The 21144-nt window shown below is 65.9% G+C and carries 18 protein-coding genes, 1 tRNA gene and 1 pseudogene; 5 read left to right on the top strand and 15 right to left on the bottom strand.

The annotated features are described in order from the left end of the window. Positions 1–568 precede the first annotated feature (568 nt). Positions 569–757, top strand: coding sequence for a hypothetical protein (locus EET03_RS17480; RefSeq protein WP_425271535.1), 189 nt, complete (start codon positions 569–571; stop codon positions 755–757). Positions 758–1254: 497 nt separating this feature from the next. Here EET03_RS17480 and EET03_RS17485 read toward each other — a convergent pair whose 3' ends face one another. From EET03_RS17485 to EET03_RS17510, 6 genes and pseudogenes are all read right to left on the bottom strand, one after another. Further along, positions 1255–2070, bottom strand: a complete 816-nt coding sequence (locus EET03_RS17485) for a hypothetical protein (protein WP_136625715.1) — start codon at positions 2068–2070, stop codon at positions 1255–1257. Positions 2071–2463: 393 nt separating this feature from the next. After that, positions 2464–2540 (bottom strand) — tRNA-Ile (locus tag EET03_RS17490). Positions 2541–2545: 5 nt separating this feature from the next. Then, a pseudogene (locus EET03_RS17495) lies at positions 2546–2989 on the bottom strand (site-specific integrase). Next, complete coding sequence (locus tag EET03_RS17500) at positions 2985–3515, bottom strand: hypothetical protein (protein WP_075544288.1); 531 nt, start codon at positions 3513–3515, stop codon at positions 2985–2987. The pseudogene EET03_RS17495 and the gene EET03_RS17500 overlap by 5 nt, the downstream one beginning before the upstream one ends. Before the next feature lie 645 nt (positions 3516–4160). After that, a complete protein-coding gene (locus EET03_RS17505; protein WP_063471704.1) occupies positions 4161–4550 on the bottom strand; it encodes a type II toxin-antitoxin system VapC family toxin in 390 nt (129 codons plus the stop codon). Next, positions 4547–4771: a FitA-like ribbon-helix-helix domain-containing protein gene (locus EET03_RS17510; protein WP_063471705.1), complete on the bottom strand. Its 225-nt coding sequence runs from the start codon at positions 4769–4771 to the stop codon at positions 4547–4549. Before EET03_RS17510 ends, EET03_RS17505 begins: the two co-directional genes overlap by 4 nt. Before the next feature lie 332 nt (positions 4772–5103). Here EET03_RS17510 and EET03_RS17515 point away from each other — a divergent pair, with 332 nt between their 5' ends. Then, positions 5104–7758: a cation-translocating P-type ATPase gene (locus EET03_RS17515; protein WP_075544289.1), complete on the top strand. Its 2655-nt coding sequence runs from the start codon at positions 5104–5106 to the stop codon at positions 7756–7758. A gap of 22 nt (positions 7759–7780) precedes the next feature. On the opposite strand, the gene EET03_RS17520 is transcribed toward EET03_RS17515, so the two are convergent. The 7 genes from EET03_RS17520 to EET03_RS17550 all read right to left on the bottom strand — a co-directional run bounded on the left by EET03_RS17520 (position 7781) and on the right by EET03_RS17550 (position 14826). Beyond that, positions 7781–7987, bottom strand: a complete 207-nt coding sequence (locus EET03_RS17520; protein WP_136625716.1) for a hypothetical protein — start codon at positions 7985–7987, stop codon at positions 7781–7783. A 43-nt stretch (positions 7988–8030) separates the two neighbouring features. Beyond that, positions 8031–8411, bottom strand: a complete 381-nt coding sequence (locus tag EET03_RS17525; RefSeq protein WP_063471708.1) for a DUF732 domain-containing protein — start codon at positions 8409–8411, stop codon at positions 8031–8033. A 190-nt stretch (positions 8412–8601) separates the two neighbouring features. Beyond that, the gene (locus EET03_RS17530) at positions 8602–10071 is read right to left on the bottom strand and encodes an alpha-L-fucosidase (protein ID WP_075544291.1); all 1470 of its coding nucleotides are present in this window, start codon (positions 10069–10071) and stop codon (positions 8602–8604) included. 213 nt (positions 10072–10284) lie between these two features. Further along, positions 10285–11037 (bottom strand): Rv1352/Rv1906c domain-containing protein, encoded by a 753-nt coding sequence (locus tag EET03_RS17535; RefSeq protein ID WP_244232421.1) that lies wholly within the window; start codon positions 11035–11037, stop codon positions 10285–10287. A gap of 3 nt (positions 11038–11040) precedes the next feature. Then, complete coding sequence (locus tag EET03_RS17540; RefSeq protein ID WP_063471710.1) at positions 11041–11898, bottom strand: carboxymuconolactone decarboxylase family protein; 858 nt, start codon at positions 11896–11898, stop codon at positions 11041–11043. Positions 11899–11938: 40 nt separating this feature from the next. Beyond that, positions 11939–13312 carry a metallopeptidase TldD-related protein gene (locus EET03_RS17545; protein ID WP_075544292.1) on the bottom strand — a complete coding sequence of 458 codons (1374 nt, stop codon included), beginning with the start codon at positions 13310–13312 and terminating at the stop codon, positions 11939–11941. Continuing rightward, entirely contained in the window at positions 13309–14826 is a 1518-nt protein-coding gene (locus EET03_RS17550; protein ID WP_075544293.1) for a TldD/PmbA family protein, read from the bottom strand. Before EET03_RS17550 ends, EET03_RS17545 begins: the two co-directional genes overlap by 4 nt. Positions 14827–14860: 34 nt before the next feature. Here EET03_RS17550 and EET03_RS17555 point away from each other — a divergent pair, with 34 nt between their 5' ends. The 3 genes from EET03_RS17555 (at position 14861) to EET03_RS17565 (ending at position 18070) form a co-directional block, all read left to right on the top strand. Further along, complete coding sequence (locus EET03_RS17555; RefSeq protein ID WP_075544294.1) at positions 14861–15733, top strand: carbohydrate ABC transporter permease; 873 nt, start codon at positions 14861–14863, stop codon at positions 15731–15733. Between the two features lie 85 nt (positions 15734–15818). Next, entirely contained in the window at positions 15819–16661 is an 843-nt protein-coding gene (locus EET03_RS17560) for a carbohydrate ABC transporter permease (RefSeq protein ID WP_099193622.1), read from the top strand. 80 nt (positions 16662–16741) lie between these two features. Continuing rightward, positions 16742–18070: an ABC transporter substrate-binding protein gene (locus EET03_RS17565; protein WP_075544296.1), complete on the top strand. Its 1329-nt coding sequence runs from the start codon at positions 16742–16744 to the stop codon at positions 18068–18070. 676 nt (positions 18071–18746) lie between these two features. Here the strand turns inward: EET03_RS17565 and EET03_RS17570 are convergent. Both EET03_RS17570 and EET03_RS17575 read right to left on the bottom strand, forming a co-directional pair. Continuing rightward, positions 18747–19619, bottom strand: coding sequence for a universal stress protein (locus EET03_RS17570; protein ID WP_075544297.1), 873 nt, complete (start codon positions 19617–19619; stop codon positions 18747–18749). Further along, a complete protein-coding gene (locus tag EET03_RS17575) occupies positions 19616–21085 on the bottom strand; it encodes an amino acid permease (RefSeq protein ID WP_075544298.1) in 1470 nt (489 codons plus the stop codon). Before EET03_RS17575 ends, EET03_RS17570 begins: the two co-directional genes overlap by 4 nt. Positions 21086–21144: the final 59 nt, after the last annotated feature.

Below are 21144 nucleotides of genomic sequence, written 5' to 3' on the forward strand. Positions count from 1 at the left end.
GACCGTGGAACCCGGCGTCAGCGCACGACACGCGGCGGTGCCGCCTACGGACAAGCCGGAAATCAAGATCAACTCGTGATCTCAGCAGCCGCAAGGGGAGAACTCCGGCGACCGTGAAATTTTGAGGTTGGTGGCAACCAGAACTCAGTTGCGAGGAATTGCGATGGAGTAATCCGCTTTCGTCGCGCCATGCTGCCACGTGTGCTGCGATCGATCTGAGCCCAGAAGGACGGCGCACGAGTGACACCCCGAAAAAACTCCGGAGCCATGACCGAGCGATCGATAATGAACGTCGGGAATTCTGCTGAGACGTAGTAGTTTTGGAAGCTGGAATCGACGACGGTGACGGCACCCTCCCAGCCTCCCAACTTACTTACGACAACATCACCCTCATTCAATAACCCAAGGAACTTGTAGGAGGTTTCTGACCCCGCGATTACACCTCGGTCGATAAGTCCTCTCCCGAAGCTATAAACGCCCGCGATTGGGTATCGATCGAGCGGATTAACTTGGACTTGAGCCGTAGAGGATCTCATGACGTCGCCGAGGCATACCTGTCACCAATCCGGTGGGCTTCCGCGAGCACGTCAACCCGGCTTACCAAGGGCTGCGCCATATTCCGGGGCGCGGACCTTACCCGCTGCAGGAGAGCTTCTTCGCACGCGGGTTCGGTACCGGCACCCGGCACCGAGGCGCGGCGGTCGTCGTGCAGATCACCACGAACCTCAGCTACACCGCGCCCACGATAGCGACGTAACAATGAGCCGTCACTACACGCATTCGCCGGAACCGTACCGCGACCCGCCGCCGCCAAAGCCGCCACGTTGCGGGGCGCAAGACCCACTGCGGCTCCACTGTGAACAGTCGGGTGACCAGAGCACCGAGTTCAGCTGGGGACCAGGGCCAGTCGCGCCGCACCTCAATGGCCGGCCACCGAGCGAAGGTGGTATTTACATGCCCCGCGCGCCGCGCGTTGACCCGCCTCGCAACCCGTACGGCGTCGGCCGACCCCGACAACACCGCCGACCGCCTGATGAAGCGCGGGGCTACCCCGGCGAGCAGATTGCCCCATGAGTCGTGGCCAGGGCGGGATTGTGTACCCGGTGCCCGCCCTGGCCGCCCACCGCGCCAGTGCCGCCGAGCCGCGCATACGGCTACGTGTGCGCTAGGCCCCGAAGCGGCACACCCCTAGTCGGTCGCCGGGGCGGGTTGAGGGGTTGTCGGCCAGGCTCCCCGCCTCGGCTGCCCCAGAGCTCAGTCGAGGAACACCGTCTGGGTTTCCTCTTGCGGCTCACCGTTTTCCAGCCACCGCATCTTGATCTTCACGGAATCGTCGGAGCCCATGAACAATGTCACCCGCCAGCGCGCATCCGCTTGTGGCAGCAAGTCGACCGGCCCGCCATCATAGTCGATCAAATACTTGCCATCAGGAATGTCGAGCGTGAACTCGTCGGCGCGAACCGTGGTGCTGTAGTTCTCCGCAATAAGGCGGTTGGCGAACCCGTCGTACCGTAACCGTGGCATCGCGTGGTCAGGTGCAGCAACCGACAACGCGGACACGCCCAAGTCCATCATGACGATGTCGTGCTCGACAGCCTCGCGGACCTGATAGCCAAGGTCAGTGGGATCCACGTACACGCCCAAGAGGTTTTTGGCCTCCATCTCCGCACGGAACTTGTTGAGCCGGACCAGTTCTTCGGGGTCCGCATTCCGGCTGACGGGCTCGTCGGAGAAGTAGACATGTACCGGCTTGCCCGCCTCGGCGGTACGTTCGATTTCGTGGGCGGTACCGGAAACTGCTGTCGGCGTGGCGGTCCCGAGGCGGCTGTCGAACACTGCGATCACGATGTCGGCGTCATCCACCAGCTGGGAGTCGATGACGCTCTGGGGCCCACCCGAGCTCATCAGTGGTACGGCGTCGAACTTCCAGAAGCGCGGGAGCAGTATCACGCCCTCCGCTTCAGCACGGCGTCCGTTCCAGCTGTGGATGCTCTTGATGATCTCGTCGACCTCATCGCCGGTATCTCCCGGCGTGGCGATCAACACTTTTAGTACATTCGCAGTGAACACTTCAGTTGTTCCTTGTAGTGGTTGAGTTAGGCGCTACCGGCTCGATCAGTTGTTCGATCAAGCGGGTCCAATGCTATGGTCGCGATCCGACAGGAGCTTGGAAGACACGCCGGTGAACCAATCCGGGCGCGTCGCCCGAACGTGGTGTATATGCACAATTTTCACATCCGTCACACAGCACATCTGGCGATTCTTGAAATAGCGCACCATCTAGTGGTTCTTCGCGGGCGTAGGTGTTGAGCAGCGGTACCTCGCGACGTTGAACGGCACACCGACGATCAGCGCGAGTTAGCTAGCGCCGAGCACGCTCGCCCACACGCCGGTAAAACGCCGGTAAATCTGGCCCGCCGAGCGAGCACGCTGCCACATAACCCTGTCTGACCAGGCAATATATGGTGGGGCGGGCGGGGCTCGAACCCGCGACCAACGGATTATGAGTCCGCGGCTCTAACCAACTGAGCTACCGCCCCTTGTGCTAACTAGCTGCGGATATGTCCTCCACCGTAACTGAATCAGGTCCGGAACACCGCCGGGATGCCACAGTACTTTCGATGACCTTGCCGAGCGCATCTGCCACGCCCGCCAGATTGTCACTCAGCAACTGGCTATAACGGTCCAACGCCACGGCCGTGGCGTGTCCTAGAAGCCTCTGCACGACTTTGACATTAGCGCCCGCACTGATCGCGAGCGACGCCATGGTGTGCCTCAGCCCGTGCGGTGCCAAGTCGGTAATGCCAACCGCCTTGCATCCCTTATCGAAGGCTCTCCGGTATTCCTCGATGGGAAGGTGCCCGCCGCGATGGCTCGGGAACACGAGGGCATTGGGCTCGATTGGCAGCTCATCCCGCAGCCGCTCGCATACCGGCTAAGGGACAGGCACGTGGCGCACCCGGTTCGTCTTCGTCGTCGCCACGTCAATCCCAGCCGCCGGTCACATACGTGGCCGATGAACGAATCGTCAACTCCGGGTCGCCCACATGCTTGCGCCGCAGCGCCGGTCTCACCGAAGCGGAGTCCGCGGTAGCCAAGAACGAGGGTCTTCGCTGGAGAAGCTCGGCGTGGGTCAGGTAGCGCCGCACCTGCTCGGTCGAGGTCGGCAAGTCTTCGGTCCGCTTGATCCCGCCAGCCACATTCTTGGCGATCTTGCCCGTGCGTTGCGCGTACTTCAGCACTGCGCCGACGAGCTGATGAGCCTGCGTGATGCGACTGGCCGAGAGTGCGATGCCGCGCTGCGATCCGTCCACCGCCAAACCGCCGTGCCATGCTGAATACGCCTGGTAGTCAACCTTTTTCAGTGGCACCTCACCCCACTTCGGCAGCACGAGGATGTCCAGGATGGACCGGTGTCCCGCGACAGTCTTGGGTTTTCGATGACCTTTGGTGGCGAACCACTGTTCAGCGACCGACGCAAACGTCTCAGCGCTCGTGCGCGGGTCAACGTACATGCCCCGCTGAATGTCCCCCGTCAGGCCGTCCAGATAGGCGCCTGCGCGTCCGGTCTGCGCTTGAAGACCCTTGTGTGCTCCCTGCCGCCGTCATCACCGGCGCACGCGCCATCGCGTGACCTTACCGTAGACAGCGGAGCGTTCCTTGCGAATCTTTCGTGCCCCAACGCCGAGGTTGTCACAAGTGAGTACGAATGAGAGAAGTCGCCAGGGGCATCCCGAGATAGTTCTTGCTGGTCGAATTGCTTCGAAAAATATTGTGAGACAAAGACATTCAATCGACCCGACTGGGGGCCAAGTGGTCGCAGGTTCACATCCTGTCAGCCCGACATCTGTCAGCCCGGCAACTTGAGAAACGTGGTTCACCAACGCGGATGCTGTTTCTGGCAACCTTCGCGCAGTTCCGCTTGGGGACCTCTGCGGGGGCCACAGACGGGTCGAACGCGGCTCATGGACTCCACGATGGATTGCCGATCGGGTTGAAAACGTTGCCAGCAGTCGGGCTTTCGCGGGCTGCGGCCAAACAAACCCGCCGTGATCTGGAACAAATTAAGCGTGTGGCCGATGCGCTGCGTCCCATGGTTGGCCTCCGCGTCGATATCGGTTCAACTGTGACTCGGTGTCCTGGCCGTCACACTGTGGGGATCAGGCGACGAGCTCGATCTCTGCATCGTGGCCGTGGGATTGCGCGAGTCGCCCGTCGCACGTGATAAGCCTTACGCCGAAGCCCTCGGCGAGGGCAACGTAAACTGCATCGCCCACGGTATGAGTGGTCCGCAGTTGATACGCGCGCTGGACGAATGGCTTTATAGGCCAACGTCGAACCTGCAGGCTCAGAAAGTCGGCAACCGCGACGATTCCTTCATGATCGCTGATCAGCCGGCGCACGACCGCTCGACGTATCGCCCCAATCACCTCGACATCGATGTGGGCAGGCGCATGCACGGTCTCGCCGCGCAAGCGCCGGGCGACGGCGGCACCGGGCGGCGTCGCGAGGACGAGCTCGACAGCCGCCGAGGCATCCAACACAATCACTCGGATCGAGCCTCGCCAACCAGTTCAGCCGCGCTCGCGCCGAGATCCCGCCGTGGCAGCGCCGCGAGACGGTCGAGAACATCGTCGAGGGCCGGTTCTTGCGCAAGCTCGGCGAGCCGTGCCAGCAGAAAATCACTGAGGCTCATTCGTTGCGCCGCTGCACGGGCCTTCAGCTCGTGGACAAGCTCGTCAGGAACGTTGCGGATTTGAACCATGGACATGCGATAAGCATAGCTCACATTTTCAACACATGTCATGGCTCGCTTCGGTTGCACGTCCGCGTCGTACCGACAAAGCGGCGCTCACCCACGACAATCGAGCCTAGGAAAGCCTGCGAAAGACTAGACCAACGCCGAACCAGCCTGACGCCACGAGGCCGGACGCGCGGGCACGACAGACCACCCCGTCGATAGCATTTCGGCTGTTGCCAGCGATTCATGCGGAAACGACCGATTGTCAACATCCGCGGTTAGCGTTGCGTCAAGACGCGGGACGCAGAGACCCACCGAGACCACCTATTGACAACGCCAGCTACGCGGCCCAGAGGAGGACCATGGCCGATGTCCTACCGCCAGGGCTGACGACGGCCGAGGCCACCCAGCGGCGCGCAAAAGACGGCGCCAACCGGCTCCCCGCGGCCAGGCGGCCGTCGGTCGTCCGCCGCCTGCTCGGGGAGCTGACGCACTTCTTCGCCCTGCTGCTCTGGGCCGCCGCGGCGCTCGCGTTCTTCGCCAAACTTCCCCAACTGAGCATCGCCATCATCGCGGTGATCGTGCTGAACGGTGTCTTCGCCCTGATCCAGCAGGCGCGAGCAGACCGTGCCGCCGACCGGCTGCAGCAGATGCTGCCGACGCGCATCACGGTGTGGCGTAACGGACGCCGGCAAGTGATCGAGGCCGAGGACGTGGTGGTCGACGACATCCTGCTCCTGGAAAGCGGCGACCGGGTGCCCGCTGACGCAGTGGTGCTCACCGAGAACCGGTTGCTGGTCGACTCCTCGATGCTGACCGGCGAAAGCGTGGCCGGCGCCGCGGCCGTGGGCGACGCGCTGTTCGCCGGAACCTTTGTCGTCGAGGGCGATACGTGCGCCCGGGTCACCGCGATCGGCCAGCACACGCGGCTGGCCGGTATCGCCCGGCTGACGACCTCGACCACGAAACCCGACACGCCACTGACCCGGGGCCTGCGCGGTGTGGTCCGCCTCACCGCGGCGATCGCCGTCGGCGTCGGAGTCGTCTTCCTGCTCATCTCGATGCTCGTCGGCAACCCCGTCCAGCAGGCCTTCGTGTTCGCGATCGGGGTCACGGTGGCCCTGGTTCCGGAGGCGTTGCTGCCGACGGTGACGCTGTCGTTGGCCTGGGGCTCCGAGCAGATGGCCAAGCGCCAGATCCTGGTCCGCAACCTCGAGGCCGTCGAGACGCTCGGCTCGACAACCTTCATCTGCACCGACAAGACCGGCACCCTCACCCGCAACCAGATGACCGTCGTCGACGCCTGGACGCCCGCCGGCTCGCTGACCGTCGACGGCGCCGGCTACGGGCCGACGGCCAAACTCGCGTGGTCGTCCCCCACCGCGGCGGACCCGGTCCGCGAGCTCGCCCTGGCCGCCGAACGCTGCTCCACCGGGTACGCCGAAGAGATTCAAGGCAATTGGCGCCCCCACGGCGATCCGATGGAGGCGGGCCTCGACGCCTTCGCCCGGCGACTGGGCATCGATACGGACCAGGATCGTCGCGTCGTTTCCGCTGAGTTGCGGTTCCCCTTCGACCCCAGGCTGCGCCGGATGGCTGTGGTGTTGGCCGAGGAGGTCGTGGTGAAAGGCGCGCCGGACACCGTGCTTCCGCTCTGCGGCGACGATCCGGCGGCCCACCAGGCGGTGGATGCCCTCACCGACCGTGGGCTGCGGGTGCTCGCCGTCGCGTCCAGCCCGCGCGACGGCCGCACCCCACGGGACCAGAAGCAATGCGATCAGGGATTGCGCCTGCTGGGCCTGGTGGCACTGCAGGATCCGCCGCGCGACGAGGTCTCCGAGTCGCTTCAGGCCTGCCGACGGGCCGGAGTGAAGGTGGCGATGGTGACCGGCGATCATCCCGCCACCGCCACGGCCATCGCCGACCAGGTGGGGCTGCGCTTTCCTAACTCACTCGTGCTGTCGGGGGCGGACCTGCCGGAGGACGAGCAGCATCTGGGCGCTTTGCTCGACCGCGACGGGGTGGTGATCGCCCGGGTCTCCCCGGAGGACAAACTGCGCATCGCGCGCGCAGTGCGCTCCAGGGGCCACGTGGTGGCGATGACCGGAGACGGCGTGAACGACGCCCCGGCGCTGCACGAGGCCGACATCGGCGTGGCCATGGGCGAATCCGGCACCGACGTCGCCCGCGAGGCCGCCGACCTGGTGCTGCTCGACGACTCCTTCGCCGGCATCGCGGCCGGTATCGAGCAGGGACGGGCGACCTTCGTCAACATCCGCCGGTTCCTGACCTACCATCTGACCGACAACGTCGCCGAGCTGGCGCCGTTTCTCGTCTGGGCGCTCTCGGGCGGCCTGTTCCCGCTGGCACTCGGTGTCTTGCAGATCCTCGCGCTCGACATAGGCACCGACACCCTGTCGGCGGTCGCGCTGGGGGCCGAGCCGCCGGCGCAGCACCTGCTCGAAGGTCCCCCGGTGCGCGGCCGGTTGATGAACCACACCGTGCTGCGCCGGGCCTTCGGACTGCTGGGGCCACTCGAGGCAGTCCTGTCCCTGGCCGCCTTCCTGGTGTCCATGCTGGCGCTCGGCTGGCGTCCGGCCGACCCGTTCCCCACCGGGCACGCCTTGGCGGCCGCATCCGGCGCGGCATTCATCACGGTGGTCTTCGCCCAGACCGCGAACGTCTTCGCCTGCCGGTCATCCTCGCGCTGGCCCGGGGCGCTGGGCTGGACCAGCAACCGGCTCTTGGTGCCGGCGGCGCTCATCGGTCTGACATTGTCGTTGGTCGAGTTGTGGGTGCCGCCGGTCGCCAGGTTGCTCGGCCAGTGGAACCCGCCGCTGTGGGGCTGGGTCGTCGCGCTCAGCTCGATGCCGATCCTGCTCGCTGTCGATGCGCTCGACAAGCACCTGCGTGCGCGTCACCGCCGCCGCTCGCCAAGCAGCGGATCACCTGAAGTGGGCCACTCGAAAAGTGTTGAGCGTCAAGGTCTTCCGAAGAAATCGGGATGTGGCGGCTAAGCGGTCCGGCCCACCCTTCGGATCAGCGTTCGCCGGCTTCCAGGCTGGCGAGGGCCTCCCGGATGCTCTGATTCATCTGCTGCGGGCTGGGGGCCGGAGGCTTGTCGACCGGCTGGTCACAGTTACAGGTTGTCACCGGCGCAGTTGGCTCATCAGCCATCGCCGGTGCGGCCACCCCGATCGCGGCACCGACGGCGATAGCGGCGCTGATCAGCACTTTGGTGATCATCTGGACGTTCTCCTTGGGCACGTAGACCGCGATCCGGCGCCGATCACAACGCTGTGTCTTCGACTACCCAGACCATATCCGGTGCGTAGACGTAGATCGCTGCCGCCACCTCGAACGCAGCCTGCTCCGCGGTCAAGTTCGTCCCATAATACACCTCATCGGCAATGGTCGACGCCCGTAACGACGGGTTGTTTGCCATCCGCACATCGTTGGCGATTTGCTGGCCCAGCGCTGCCACGTCGCAGTCGGTGCTCCCGGAAGCCGCGCCGATCTGCCGGCGTGCCAGCAGTGCGATGTAATGCTGGTCCTGCGCGGTCAAGACGCAGTCCGCCGATGCATGCGGCAGCGGCAGCCCGAGTTGGCCCAGCAGCGCCGCCGCAAATACGGCAGCCAACCGCAATCGAATTCGACCGGTTGAGCCCATTCGAGTGACCTTCCTTGCTAAACCTGCCGTTGCGCGCAAGTCCGATCCGACCCCTGACATATCGAAGTCAACGCCCAAATCTCACGCAGTGCCAGTACTTATGGGCATTGCCAGCCGCGGTGCCCGCAGTCCAGCCGCGGGCTCCCCACCATGGATAGCGCCGGCCGCGTCCGACGTCTCATGGCGCGCGTCAGTTCGCGAGGGTGGGCGTTGGCGTGACCTTGAGCGCGTAGGCCGGCCAAACGTCCAACGCGTCGGGGAACGTGACGTTGATGCGATCGCCGGCGCACTCGTGTTCGAGTGTGCCGCCACCAAGCAACGCGACGGTGGTCTCCGAGGTCCCCAATAGGCCGCGCAGCCCGACGCGGCGCTCCCCCGGGGCCCGCAGGAACGTCACGTACAGGGCGTCATCGGTCTGGGTGAAGCGCAGCGGGGTGCCGTCGGTGGCGGTGGCTTGTGGGGTCGTCCAGGGGCGGGTGTCGAAGTAGGCTTCGCCGGTCACGTCGAGCCATCCGCCGAAGTCGGTGAGCAGCTGCGCTTGCAGCTCCGGGATCGTCCCGTCGGGGTAGGGCCCGATGCCAAGCAGTAGATTGCCGTTCTTGCTCACCAGGTCGGCGAAGCTGCGGGCCAGATCGGTGAGGGTCAGCATCTCGTCGGGACCTTCTTGGCGGTTGTTGCCGAACGAGTTCCCCACGCCACGGGTGGATTCCCATTTGTACGGTTTGATCTCGTCGTACTGGGCGTATTCCGGGGTGCGGAAGTCGTAGTGGAAACCGGTCGGGAAGTCCAGGACCCTTACCCGGTCGGGCAGGAACCGCCACAGGGCACCGGCCAGCCCGAGACCTCCCATGACCAGCGGTTCCACCCCGGGGACTTTGGGCAGCTGAAGCTGGGCCCAGCGGTCGTTGATGACTCCGTCGGGCACCTGGTTGTAGTAATGCGCGAACAGCTCGGCGAGTTTGGACTGGGGCGGGTAGCCGATATCGTTCCACAGCACTGACGGCTGATAGCGGTTGACGAGCTCACGAATGTGGTTGTCCGCGTATCGCGCGTACTCGGCTGTCTGGACGAGCGAGCTCGCCAGCCCCGGCAGATCGGTGGTGACCGTCGGGTCGAACGTCCAGTCGTACCCGCCCGAGTAGTACAGACCCATCTTCATGCCGCGGTCGCGGACCGCGCTGGTCAGGTCGCCGACCAGGTCGCGGTTGGCATGCCAGGATTCCTTGTGCGGGTTGGGGTGCCGGCTGGGCCACATCGTAAACCCGTCGTGGTGTTTGGTGGTGAGCACCACGTAGCGCGCGTTCGCTTGCTCGAAGAAAGCGGCCCAGGAGTCGGGATCGAATTGCTCCACCGCTTCGTTGAACATCGGCTTGAAGTCGTCGTAAGTGAAGTCGGGGCCATAGGTTTCGACGTGGTGTCGCTGTGACGGGCTGCCCGGGATTGCGATGGTGTTCTGATACCACTCGGCATACGGGTTGTATTTCAGCCAATACGCGGGTCCCTTGGTGGTCATCAGCTCCTGGGTGTCGGCCTCGAGCGGAGCCCAGCCGGGCACCGAGTACAAACCCCAGTGGATGAAGATCCCGAACTTTGCGTCCTCGAACCACTCGGGCACCGGATGCGTCGCGAGCGACTCCTTGGTCGGTTCATAGTCGGCCATCCACGCACCTTACTCGGAACGGCCGGTGTCCGTGGTTATGTCACGGATTTCGACGGCTGGGTCTGGCCACGCCAAAGACCAACGGACGCAAGCGTTTTCGTGGACAAAGACCGCCGAACAGGGCCCCCGGTCCAGCCGCCGACCGGCCGAGGTCGCCGGTGTCCGGGGCGTATGAGTGCCGCGCACATCCCCGGCGTTGCGACTGTTGTCCCATCAGTACAGGTAGACGACGGCGTCGTCGCCGCCGCGGCACACCACCAATCCCCCGTCGGCTGAGCAGGTCATGGTGTAAGACTGACCGGTCACGGGGCTGACGGCGCTGACCTGCCGAGGTGCCGGGCCAGCTGGCCCGCTGGCTCCGTATGCAAGCCGAACCTGTTCGGCGAACTGGCAGGATGTCGCCGCCGATCCGACCGCGGACTGGCTCAGCCCGCCGGCGGGCCCGGCCGTGGTCGGACATGCGTGGGCACCCTCGGGCAGCTTCACCGAAGTCGTCGAAGTCGTCGAAGTCGTCGAAGTCGTCGCAGCACCGGAATCCAGCGTCCACGTCGGGCAGCCCTGCGTCTTGAACCCGACGTCCGTCGGCGCAATCTGCACGAGCTGCGGCCCGGTTCCAGCGCCGTTGGCGATGATGTCGGCGACGGTTCCGCCGAGCCCCCTGAGCCGTTCCCAATAACAGGCGTTGCTGCCTTGCGACCGGTAGGTTCCGGGCCGGATGTCCACCCCGACCCGGTAGGTGCCGTCACCCGGGATGGTGTTCGCCGGACCCGTTGGCGTCGTCGACGGCGGAATGGACACCGTCGTTCCGGGATATATCGGCGGCAGTCGTGATTCCTCGCGGTCGTGAACCGACACCGTCGGCCGGGCGGTCTTGCCACCTGTGCCGAAACACCCCGCCAGCCCGCACGCCGACGCCACCCCCACCGCGATGGCCAACATCGCCCGGACCATGCTTCCGGTGCCCATCGGTCAGCCGAACACCGTCTGACCGTCGGCCCCGATCAGGTACCGTTCGGTGCCCTGCTCCACCCTCGGCGCGTCAGCACCCAGCGACACGGCAATTTTGTTGCTGGCGTTACGCATGATGTCAAAAGTCAGCTCGATGGCCTGGGACTCGGAGAACCTGGAGCGCACCTCGGCGGCAACGTCGACGGCGAGGTGCGCAGGCGTCCAAATTAACGCATCCGTATACCGCAGGGCGGCTTTTGCACAATCATCGAGCAAGATCGAGGTCTCGAAGCGCTCGATCTCGTCGTACAGCGTGTCCGAACCACCGGCATCCAGGGCGGTGCCCTCACGCAGCGACCTGCACAGCCGGCAGTTGTGTGCAGCCGCGCCCCGCAGCCGGACCAGCTCGGAGGTGACGGGATCGAGTGCGCGCATCCGCGCCACGGCGGGCAAGAAGTCGTTGAACAAAACGCCGGGCCCCTCGGTCGCCGCGTGGTTCCACCTGATCGGCCCCCGCACCCATCCCAGGTACTGCGAGCCCACGCCCAGCGCTTCCAGACCCGCGCGCACCCGCGGCACCAAGTCGGCGATGAAGATCGACACCACAGCCCCAAATGCATTGTCCCCCAACTGCTCAAGCAAACCCGATCGCTGCTCGGCGCTGATCTGCGAGACGTCGACGCTGAACTGTTCGGCGAACTCGGCAACGGCACGTTCCGCCTCCGACGCCGGCTCGCCGACGGCCACCTCGGAAGGCACAGCGGGCAGCGACAACGTCCGCGCACATACTCGCCGGACCAGGCTCGCCATGCGCCCGTCGCCCGGGGACCACCCAATCAACCGGGACAGGCCGTCACCAACCGGTGTCTCCGCCGCCATCTTTCACACGCTAGGACGTGCCCTACGTCCCGGCAATCGGCTATTGCGCCTGGCTGACCGACGACATGTGGAAATCCGGTATCCGCAGCGACGGCATCGCCGCCCGGGTGGCCCAATCGCCCCATTCCCGGGGCAGCGTCACCTCGCTGACACCGGCCTCGGTGGCGCGTCCCAGCAGGTCCAGCGGGCTTTCGTTGAACCGGAAGTTGTTGACCGCCGCCGTCACCGTGCCATCTTCGATGAGGTAGACGCCGTCGCGGGTCAGCCCCGTGAGCAGCAGCGTGGTCGGGTCCACCTCGCGGATGTACCACAACGTGGTCAGCAGCAGACCGCGCTCGGTGGCCGCGATCATCTCCGCCAGACCGGCCGAACCGCCCGTCATCAACAGGTTCTCGGCGGCCACGGCAACCGGGGCGTCGTACTTGGCGGCCGTGGCCCGCGGATAGGCCAGCGCGTTGATCACCCCATCGCGGATCCAGTCCACATGGCCGATGTCCATGCCGTTGTCGAACACCGACAGCGTCTCCGACGAGTTGCTCACCGCGACGAACGGCCGGCACGCCAGGCCCGGCGCCATCGGGTCGGAGAACAGCGTCAGCGGCAGTTCGGTGAGCCGCTCCCCCACCCTGGTCCCGCCGCCGCGGGCAGACAGCGCGGTGCGGCCCTCCTGTGCCCCGCGGCCGGCCATCGACCACGACAGGCACAGCATCATGTCGGCCACCGTCGACGGCGGCATGATCGTCTCGTACCGTCCCGGGGGCAGCTCGACCCGGCGTTGCGCCCACCCCAACCGGGTCGACAGCTGATCGAGCAGCACATCGATTGGCACACCGGCGAAGTCGGGAGACCCCACGCCCGCCCAGGCACTGGCGTCGCCGCGTTTGAGGTTGATCTCCACCGCGCCGGCCGGTTGCGTGTAGCGCCGCCGCAAACCGGTCGACGACGCCAGGAATGTCGTCGAAAGGCTGTGGTGCGCATAGCCGTACAGCCGGTCGCTACCCGCGAACTCGCGGCTCAGCGAAGCCGCGACGTCGGCGAATGCCTCGACACCGGTGCGGGAAACCGGCGCGTCCCAGTCGACGGGCATCCCGGCGTCGGCCAGCAGGGGTGCGACGTCACCGGCTTCGGGGGCAGAACGGGCCGCGTCCTGCGACGCGGCCACCAGCCCGGGCAACACCGATGGGTCGACCTCACCGGACTCCACCGCGCCGACGAAGGCGTTATCACCTTGGCGGACAATCGAAATAACGGTCACGCTGCGGCTTGTCGAAAGCCCGTTGGTGGTCATGGAATTGCCCGCCCACCGCAACGTCGCCTCGGTTCGGTCGACGACGAGCACCATGGTCTCGTCGGCACGGCCACGCTGTGCCGCTTCCGTCAAGACGATGTTGACGACATGCTGCGCAGTGATCATCGGCCGCCTTCGGTCCGGGTGTTGAGCACGTTGACGCCGCGGAACAGCGCCGACGGACAGCCGTGGCTGACGGCCGCAATCTGGCCCGGCTGGGCCTTGCCACAGTTGATCGCGCCGCCCAGTCGCCAGGTCGACGGGCCGGCCACGGCCTCCATGGAATTCCAGAAATCGGTGGTGGTGGCCTGATAGGCGACGTCGCGCAATTGACCGTCCAGGCGGCCGTCGCGGATGCGGAAGAACCGCTGGCCGGTAAACTGAAAGTTGTAGCGCTGCATGTCTATCGACCACGACTTGTCACCGACGATGTAGATGCCGTCCGGTACCCGGCTGATCAGGTCGGCGGTGCTAAGGTCTTCGGACCCTGGCTGCAACGACACATTCGGCATCCGCTGGATCGGCACATGATGGGGCGAGTCGGCATACGAGCAGCCATTGGAACGCGGCCGTCCCAGCCGCAGGGCGAACACCCGGTCGAGCTGATAGCCGACGAACACCCCGTCGCGCACCAGATCCCAGCTCTGCGCGGCCACGCCTTCGTCGTCGTAACCGATACTGGCCAGACCGAATTCGACGGTGCGGTCGGCCGTCACGTTCATCACCGGTGAGCCGTAGCGCAGGGTGCCGAGTTTGTCCGGTGTGGCGAACGAGGTTCCGGCGTAGGCCGCCTCGTAGCCGATGGCGCGATCGTATTCGGTTGCGTGGCCGATGGATTCGTGGATGGTCAGCCATAGGTTGGTCGGGTCGATCACCAGGTCGGTGCGGCCTGCGGTCACACTGGGCGCCTTGAGCTTCTCGGCCAGCAACGACGGCAGCTGGGCCAGTTCGTCGGTCCAGTTCCAGATCTCGTCGCCGGCGACCGCCTCCCAGCCCCGAGCCGTCGGCGGCGCCAGGGTGCGCATCGAATCGAAGGTGCCCGCCGCCGCATCGACGGTGACCGCCTCCAGCGACGGGTACAACCGCACCCGCTGCTGGGTGATCGACGATCCGAAGGTGTCGGCGTAGAAGGTCTGCTCCTTGACCGCATTCAAACTGGCAAACGCATGATTGACGCCGTCGGCGCTCAACAATCGGCCGGAGTAGTCCTGCAGCACGGCGATCTTCTCGGTTGCGGGCAGGCCGAACGGGTCGATCTGGTAGTCCGACACCCAGCTGACGTCGGCGTAGACCGGCTCGGGCGCCAGCTCGACGCGATCGGTGTTCAGCGCTTCCAGCGTGGTGGCCACCTGCACCGCGCGGCGCGCGGTATCGGCCGCCACCGACGGCGCCAGCTCGGCGTGCGAGGCGAAGCCCCACGTGCCGTCGACGATCACCCGCACCGCGAAGCCCAGGTCGTGACTGGCGATCGCGGTCTCGAGCTCTCCGTCACGCAGCTGGATGATCTCGGTGCTGGTTCGATGAATCCGCAGGTCGGCATGGCTGGCCCCGGCGGCGGTGGCCGCTGACAGCGCGGCGTCGGCCAACGTGTGGCGCGGCAGGTCCAGGAAGTCGGAATCGATCCCGCGCTTCGGTGTCACGACTCCACCGTATCGACCACGCTTTAATACACCCATGCGCGCCACGCCACGCCGATCCACCGCGCTGGCGTATGCCCTGCTGGCGCCCAGCCTGTTCGGCGTGCTCGCCTTCCTGTTGCTGCCCATCCTGGTGGTCGTCTGGCTGAGCCTGTACCGATGGGATCTGCTGGGCCCGCTGCGCTTCGTCGGGCTGGCCAACTGGCGGTCGGTGCTGGCCGACTCCGACTTCGGCGGCTCGCTGGTGGTCACCGCCGTCTTCGTGGCGATCGTGGTTCCGGCGCAGACGGTGCTCGGGTTGCTGGCCGCGATGATGTTGGCCCGGGGGCTTCCGGGCACCAATTTTTTCCGCACGCTCTACGTCCTGCCGTGGGTCTGCGCACCACTGGCGATCGCGGTGATGTGGCGCTGGATCCTGGCGCCTACCGACGGCGCCGTCAGCGCCGTGCTGGGCCGCCGTGTCGAATGGCTCAGCAATCCCAACCTGGCGCTACCGTTGGTGGCCGCCGTCGTCGTCTGGACAAACGTGGGCTATGTCTCGTTGTCGTTCCTGGCGGGCTTGCTGGCCATCCCGGACGACATCCACGCGGCCGCGCGCACCGACGGCGCGACTGCCTGGCAGCGGTTCTGGCGGATCACCCTGCCGATGCTGCGGCCGACGACCTTCTTCGTGCTGGTCACCGGAATCGTCAGCGCCGCACAGATTTTCGATATGGTCTACGCGCTGACCGGCGGCGGTCCGGAAGGCAGCACCGACCTGGTGGCTCACCAGATCTATTCCGAGGCATTCGGTTCGGCGGCCATCGGTCGGGCGTCGGTCATGGCCGTGGTGCTGTTCGTCATTCTCGTCGGCGTCACCTTCGTTCAGCACCTGTACTTTCGGCGACGGATCAGCTATGACCTCACCTAGCCGCCGTTCGGCGACGACGCGGGCCGGCATGGCCCGAGGAGGAGCCGGACCATCTGGACGCCGTTCGGCGACGACGCGGGCCGGCATGGCCCGAGGAGGAGCCGGACCATCTGGACGCCGTTCGGCCAACGCCGTCATCTACGCCGGCCTGATCGTCGGCGCGCTGATCACGTTGCTGCCCTTCTTGCTTGGGCTGCTGACGTCGTTCACCTCCGCCCACCAGTTCGCGACGGGCACGCCGCTGCAGTTGCCGCGCCCGCCGACGGTGTCGAATTACGCCGACCTGGCCAGCGCGGGCTTCGGCCGCGCGGCGGTGGTGACCGCGCTGATGACGGGGGTGATCTTGCTGGGGCAGATGACGTTTTCGGTGCTGGCCGGCTACGCATTCGCCCGGCTGGAGTTCCCGGGACGAGACGTGTTGTTCTGGGTCTATATCGCAACGTTGATGGTGCCGGCAACGGTCACGGTGGTGCCGTTGTATCTGATGATGGCCCAGCTGGGCCTGCGCAACACGTTCTGGGCGCTGGTGCTGCCGTTCATGTTCGGATCGCCGTATGCGATCTTCTTGCTGCGCGAGCACTTTCGCATCATCCCGAACGACTTGATCAACGCCGCTTTCCTGGACGGCGCCAACACCCTGGATGTGCTGGTGCACGTGGTGATTCCGTCCAGCCGTCCGGTCCTGGCCGCGCTGACGCTGATCACCGTGGTCTCCCAGTGGAACAACTTCATGTGGCCGCTGGTGATCACCAGCGGCCACAAGTGGCGGGTGTTGACGGTGGCCACGGCCGACCTGCAGTCCCGGTTCAACGCCCAGTGGACGCTGGTGATGGCGGCCACGACGGTCGCGATCGTTCCGCTGATCGTGCTGTTCGTCGCGGCTCAGCGGCATATCGTCTCGTCGATTCTCGTCTCGGGGCTCAAATGACGCGTCATTGCGCCGAGATTGCCGTCAGGGCTGTTGTGCTGGCCGATCCACGACCGTCACGGCAATCTGGACGTTAAACGATGACTCGCCCCCGCTTTTCCACATTGGTCGCCGCCGCGCTCACGTCGATCGCGGCACTTCTCGGGGTTACGGCGGTGATGCTGGACCGTGCTGGCGAACCGGCCGCCGGCAGGATCGTCGTCACCGTCCGGCTGTGGGCCGAGCCGATCGCATTGGCCTATCAGCGCTCGTTCGACGCGTTCACCCGCACACATCCCGACATCGAAGTCCGCACGAATCTGGTGTCGTATTCGACCTACTTCGACACCCTGCGCACCGACGTGGCCGGCGGCAGCGGCGACGACATCTTCTGGCTGTCCAACGCCCACCTCGCCGCCTACGCCGACAGCGGCCGGTTGATGAAGATCGACCCAACCCTCGATCCGGGCGACTGGGAGCCGTCGGTGGTCGACCAGTTCACCCGCAACGGCGTGCTATGGGCGGTGCCGCAGCTGACCGACGCCGGAGTCGCGGTGTTCTACAACGCCGACCTGCTGGCGGCGGCCGGTGTCGAGGCGGCCGAGCTGGACCGGGTGCGCTGGAGTCCCGGCCCCGACGACACCTTGCGCCCGCTGTTGGCCCGGCTCACCGTCGACGCCGACGGACACGTCGCCGGCACAGCAGGTTTCGAGGCCCGACGAGTCCGCCAGTGGGGCTACAACGCCGCCAACGACCCGCAGGGCATTTACCTGAACTACATCGGCTCGGCCGGCGGGGTTTTCCAGCGCGGCAACGACTTCGCCTTCGACAATCCGCCCGCCATCGAGGCATTCCGTTACCTGGTCGGCCTGATCAACGACGACCATGTCGCCCCGCCCGCCTCCGACACCAACGACAACGGCGATTTCTCCCGCAACCAGTTCCTGGCCGGCCGCATGGCGCTGTTGCAGTCCGGCACCTACAGCCTGGCGCCGGTCGCTCGCGACGCCACCTTCCGCTGGGGTGTCGCGATGCTGCCGATCGGGCCGGTGGGCCGGGTGAGCGTCACGAACGGCATTGCCGCGGCCGGTAATTCGGCCACCAAGCATCCCGACGCGGTGCGCCGGGTACTGGGCTGGATGGGCAGCAGCGAAGGCAACACCTACCTGGGACGCGAAGGTGCGGCCATCCCGGCGGTGCTGTCGGCCCAGCCGGTTTACTTCGCCTACTGGAAAGCCAAGGGGGTCGACGTCACCCCGTTTTTCGCCGTGCTGAACGGACCGCGCATCCCGGCCCCCGGCGGCTCCGGATTCGCTGCCGGCAACGACGCCCTCAAGCCCTATTTCGACGAAATGTTCCTCGGCCGCGGCGATGTCGCGACAACCCTGAGGCAGGCGCAGGCCGCGGCCAACGCAGCCGCCCAGCGCTGATCGGCCGACATGCCGGGCCTAGGACGGCGCTGATCTAGTCCGAAGTTGTGGGCTGCAACCGCGGCTTTCCCATCAGCCACATCAGTATCCGCGGGTTCGGGATGTCTCGTTTGCCCACCTGGTAGCGACAAATTCGTTGCGCCCCTGAGCTCCTCGCTAAAAGCGGTCGTGGGTCTCGCCCCGGTGTGGGGAGATGGAAATCCCGTGCTGGTGCGGTTGGGTCAATGGCTGATGGCGTCGAGTGTGCACTGGCGGCGTCGACTGTGCACTGGCGGCGTCGACTGTGCGCTGGCGGCGTCGACTGTGCGCTGGCGGCGTCGACTGTGCCGTCAGGGCGGCCGATCGCGGCGGTTCCCGCCCCCCATACACAGTCAAAGCCGTCACCGCACACTCGATGCGGCGGCATGACGGCCGGCTCGGTGGGCACGGGAGCCTTCCCCCGAACGCCTGCCATCACAAGAGATTGAGCGAAGGTACGGTATCGGCGTGCCGAAACAGAGCCCAAGGTGTGCGTGGGCGGCCAAGGCTGCGCACGAGGACATCGTTGACCAGCAGCATTTGTGGTCACCATGAACTTCCGAGTGAGGCAGTCAACGCGCACCGAATCGACTTGGGGCCAATGTTAACGATGTGATCGCTTGGTCCAGGACTGCGCACAGCGCTGACCAGCACCGTCCTAGCCGGGCAGCACCAGTACCGGTACCGGGCTGTGGCGGATGATCTTGCCGCTGCGGGATCCGAGAAAGACTCTGGCGATATCGCCGCGCGGTGAGGTGCCCAACGCCAATAGCTCACCGTCCTGCCAGTCGGTGCGCTCCAGCGCGTGTTGCCACCCGTTTCCGGTAATCACTTGCAGTACAACGTCTTTGCCGACTACTCCGTCGGTCTTGAGCTTTTCCAGCATTTCTTGGGCCTGCGCCGCCCACGCCTCCAGCACCGATGACTCGGCGTGCAGGCCCACCTCGGGTGGATACATCGTCCGGCCGCGAACCGCGAAGGTGATCACCCGAAACGGCAGGCCGTATCGCCGGGCCAGCGCCGAGCACCGCCTCACCACCCCGGCCGAATCCGGTGCCGCCGAGTAACCGCAGGTGAGCCTGGTCAGCCGGGCGCTGTGGGAGTCGTACTGGCGAGGGCTGATCGCCACCGGCACCGGCGACGAATGCAGCAGCCAGTCGGCGGTCGAGCCGATCAATACCCGCGCCCGTCGCCCGTTCGGGAACGAGCCCAGCACCAGCATTTCGGCGTGGACTTCCTCGACCACCTCGATCAATCCGCCCGATACCGACCGGTGTTCGTGATAGCGATAGCTGACCTCGACGCCGTCGGCCACGGTGCGGAGGTAACGCTGAGCCTCCGTCGCAGAGTCAGCAGCCAGCTCATCGGCCCACTGCTCGTAACCCGGCTGAGTCAGCGATCCCGGCAGCCACGGCTTCTGGACGATGGTCGCCACCGTCAGTGACGTGTTCAGCGTCCGCGCCACCCGCACTGCCAGCTGCAGCGCCGACGGACCAACCCGGCCGGCCAGGTACCCGACGACGACGCTCACAGCTCCCCCGCAGGTGGATCCGCAAGCAGCGCAAGGTTATTGAGCGCGCTGTGGTGGCGCCCCCAGAAGAGGTAGAACAGCAGCGCGGCCGCAACCCAGACGGTGAACGCGATCCAGGTGTACCAGTGCAGGCTGTAGAGCAGGTACCCACAGGCAAGCACCGAGAGAACAGGTGTCACCGGGTAACCGGGGACCCAGAACCCCCGCGGCAGCTCGGGTTCACGCACCCGCAGGATGATCACCCCGACCGACACCACGATGAACGCGGTGAGCGTGCCGATGGACACCATGTCGGCCAAGCGGTCCAGCGGCACGACAGCGGCCAGGATCGACGCGGCGATCGCGACGATCACGGTGTTGCTCACCGGAGTCTGCGTGCGCGGATTCACCGCGGCGAACCGTGCCGGCAGCAGGCCGTCCCGACCCATCGCGAACAGGATGCGGGTCTGGCCGTACAACGTGACCAGTGTGACGGTGAAAATCGAGATCACCGCGCCGGCCGCCAGAATGGTGCTGGCCCAGGTGCCGTGGGTGACATTGTCAAGAATCGTGGCCAGCCCGGCCTCTTCCTGGCCTTCGAAAAGCTGCCATGGCTGGGTGCCCAACGCGGCAAACGCGACAAGCACGTAGACGCCGGTGACAACAACCAGCGCCGCCATCAATGCCCGCGGCAGACTGTGCTGCGGGTTGTTCACCTCCTCACCGGCGGTGGACACGGCGTCCAGCCCGATGAAGGAGAAAAAAATGGTGCCGGCCGCCGCGCCGATTCCGGCAACACCGAAAGGGGCGAAGTGCCTGAAGTGATCGGTGCTGCAGGCCGTCAACGCCAGGACCACGAACATGCCCAGCACACCGAGCTTGATCAGCACCATGATCGTGTTGACCTTCGCCGACTCACTGGCACCCCGGATCAGCAGCAACGCGCACAGCCCGATGAGGATGACAGCCGGAAGGTTCACGTATCCGTGTGGTTCGCTAGGCTGCGGATCCCACGGCGCCACCGACAATGCGCTCGGCAAATGGAATCCGAACACGTTGTGCAGCAGCTTGTTGACGTAACCGCTCCAGCCGACCGCGACAGCGGCAGTGGCCACGCCGTATTCCAGCAGCAGGCAGGCTGCCACGCAGATTGCCACCCCCTCGCCCAGGGTGGCGTAGGCATACGAATACGACGAACCCGAAACCGGAACCGCCGATGCCAATTCGGCGTAGCAGATGGCCGCGAGGCCGGCAGCGATACCGGCGATGGCGAAGGACGCGATCACGCCCGGGCCCGCCTGAGGCACGGCCTCGGACAACACGAAGAAGATCCCGGTGCCGATCGTCGATCCGACCCCGAACATGGTCAGCTGAAAGGTGCCGATGCTGCGCTTGAGGCCTCCGTCGACCCCCGCCGCGACCGCGGCACCGACCACCGGGCGGCGCCGCAGCATCTGCTCTCTCAGACTGGCCGAAGTTGCCGGCAAGTGCCCTCCTGGTGCTGGACCAGGCTGATTATGAACCCGGCGTGCCGCAATCCGGCAGC

It is taken from the genome of Mycobacterium innocens (genome assembly GCF_900566055.1).
Classification (GTDB): domain Bacteria; phylum Actinomycetota; class Actinomycetes; order Mycobacteriales; family Mycobacteriaceae; genus Mycobacterium; species Mycobacterium innocens.

What these genes read in the sequence shown, in the direction of transcription:
- EET03_RS17500 (WP_075544288.1), bottom strand. Translation starts at nt 3,515, where the DNA reads ATGTACGTTGACCCGCGCACGAGCGCTGAGACGTTTGCGTCGGTCGCT.
- EET03_RS17510 (WP_063471705.1), bottom strand. Translation starts at nt 4,771, where the DNA reads ATGTCCATGGTTCAAATCCGCAACGTTCCTGACGAGCTTGTCCACGAG.
- EET03_RS17515 (WP_075544289.1), top strand. Translation starts at nt 5,104, where the DNA reads ATGGCCGATGTCCTACCGCCAGGGCTGACGACGGCCGAGGCCACCCAG.
- EET03_RS17520 (WP_136625716.1), bottom strand. Translation starts at nt 7,987, where the DNA reads ATGATCACCAAAGTGCTGATCAGCGCCGCTATCGCCGTCGGTGCCGCG.
- EET03_RS17525 (WP_063471708.1), bottom strand. Translation starts at nt 8,411, where the DNA reads ATGGGCTCAACCGGTCGAATTCGATTGCGGTTGGCTGCCGTATTTGCG.
- EET03_RS17530 (WP_075544291.1), bottom strand. Translation starts at nt 10,071, where the DNA reads ATGGCCGACTATGAACCGACCAAGGAGTCGCTCGCGACGCATCCGGTG.
- EET03_RS17535 (WP_244232421.1), bottom strand. Translation starts at nt 11,037, where the DNA reads ATGGGCACCGGAAGCATGGTCCGGGCGATGTTGGCCATCGCGGTGGGG.
- EET03_RS17540 (WP_063471710.1), bottom strand. Translation starts at nt 11,898, where the DNA reads ATGGCGGCGGAGACACCGGTTGGTGACGGCCTGTCCCGGTTGATTGGG.
- EET03_RS17545 (WP_075544292.1), bottom strand. Translation starts at nt 13,312, where the DNA reads ATGATCACTGCGCAGCATGTCGTCAACATCGTCTTGACGGAAGCGGCA.
- EET03_RS17555 (WP_075544294.1), top strand. Translation starts at nt 14,861, where the DNA reads ATGCGCGCCACGCCACGCCGATCCACCGCGCTGGCGTATGCCCTGCTG.
- EET03_RS17560 (WP_099193622.1), top strand. Translation starts at nt 15,819, where the DNA reads ATGGCCCGAGGAGGAGCCGGACCATCTGGACGCCGTTCGGCCAACGCC.
- EET03_RS17565 (WP_075544296.1), top strand. Translation starts at nt 16,742, where the DNA reads ATGACTCGCCCCCGCTTTTCCACATTGGTCGCCGCCGCGCTCACGTCG.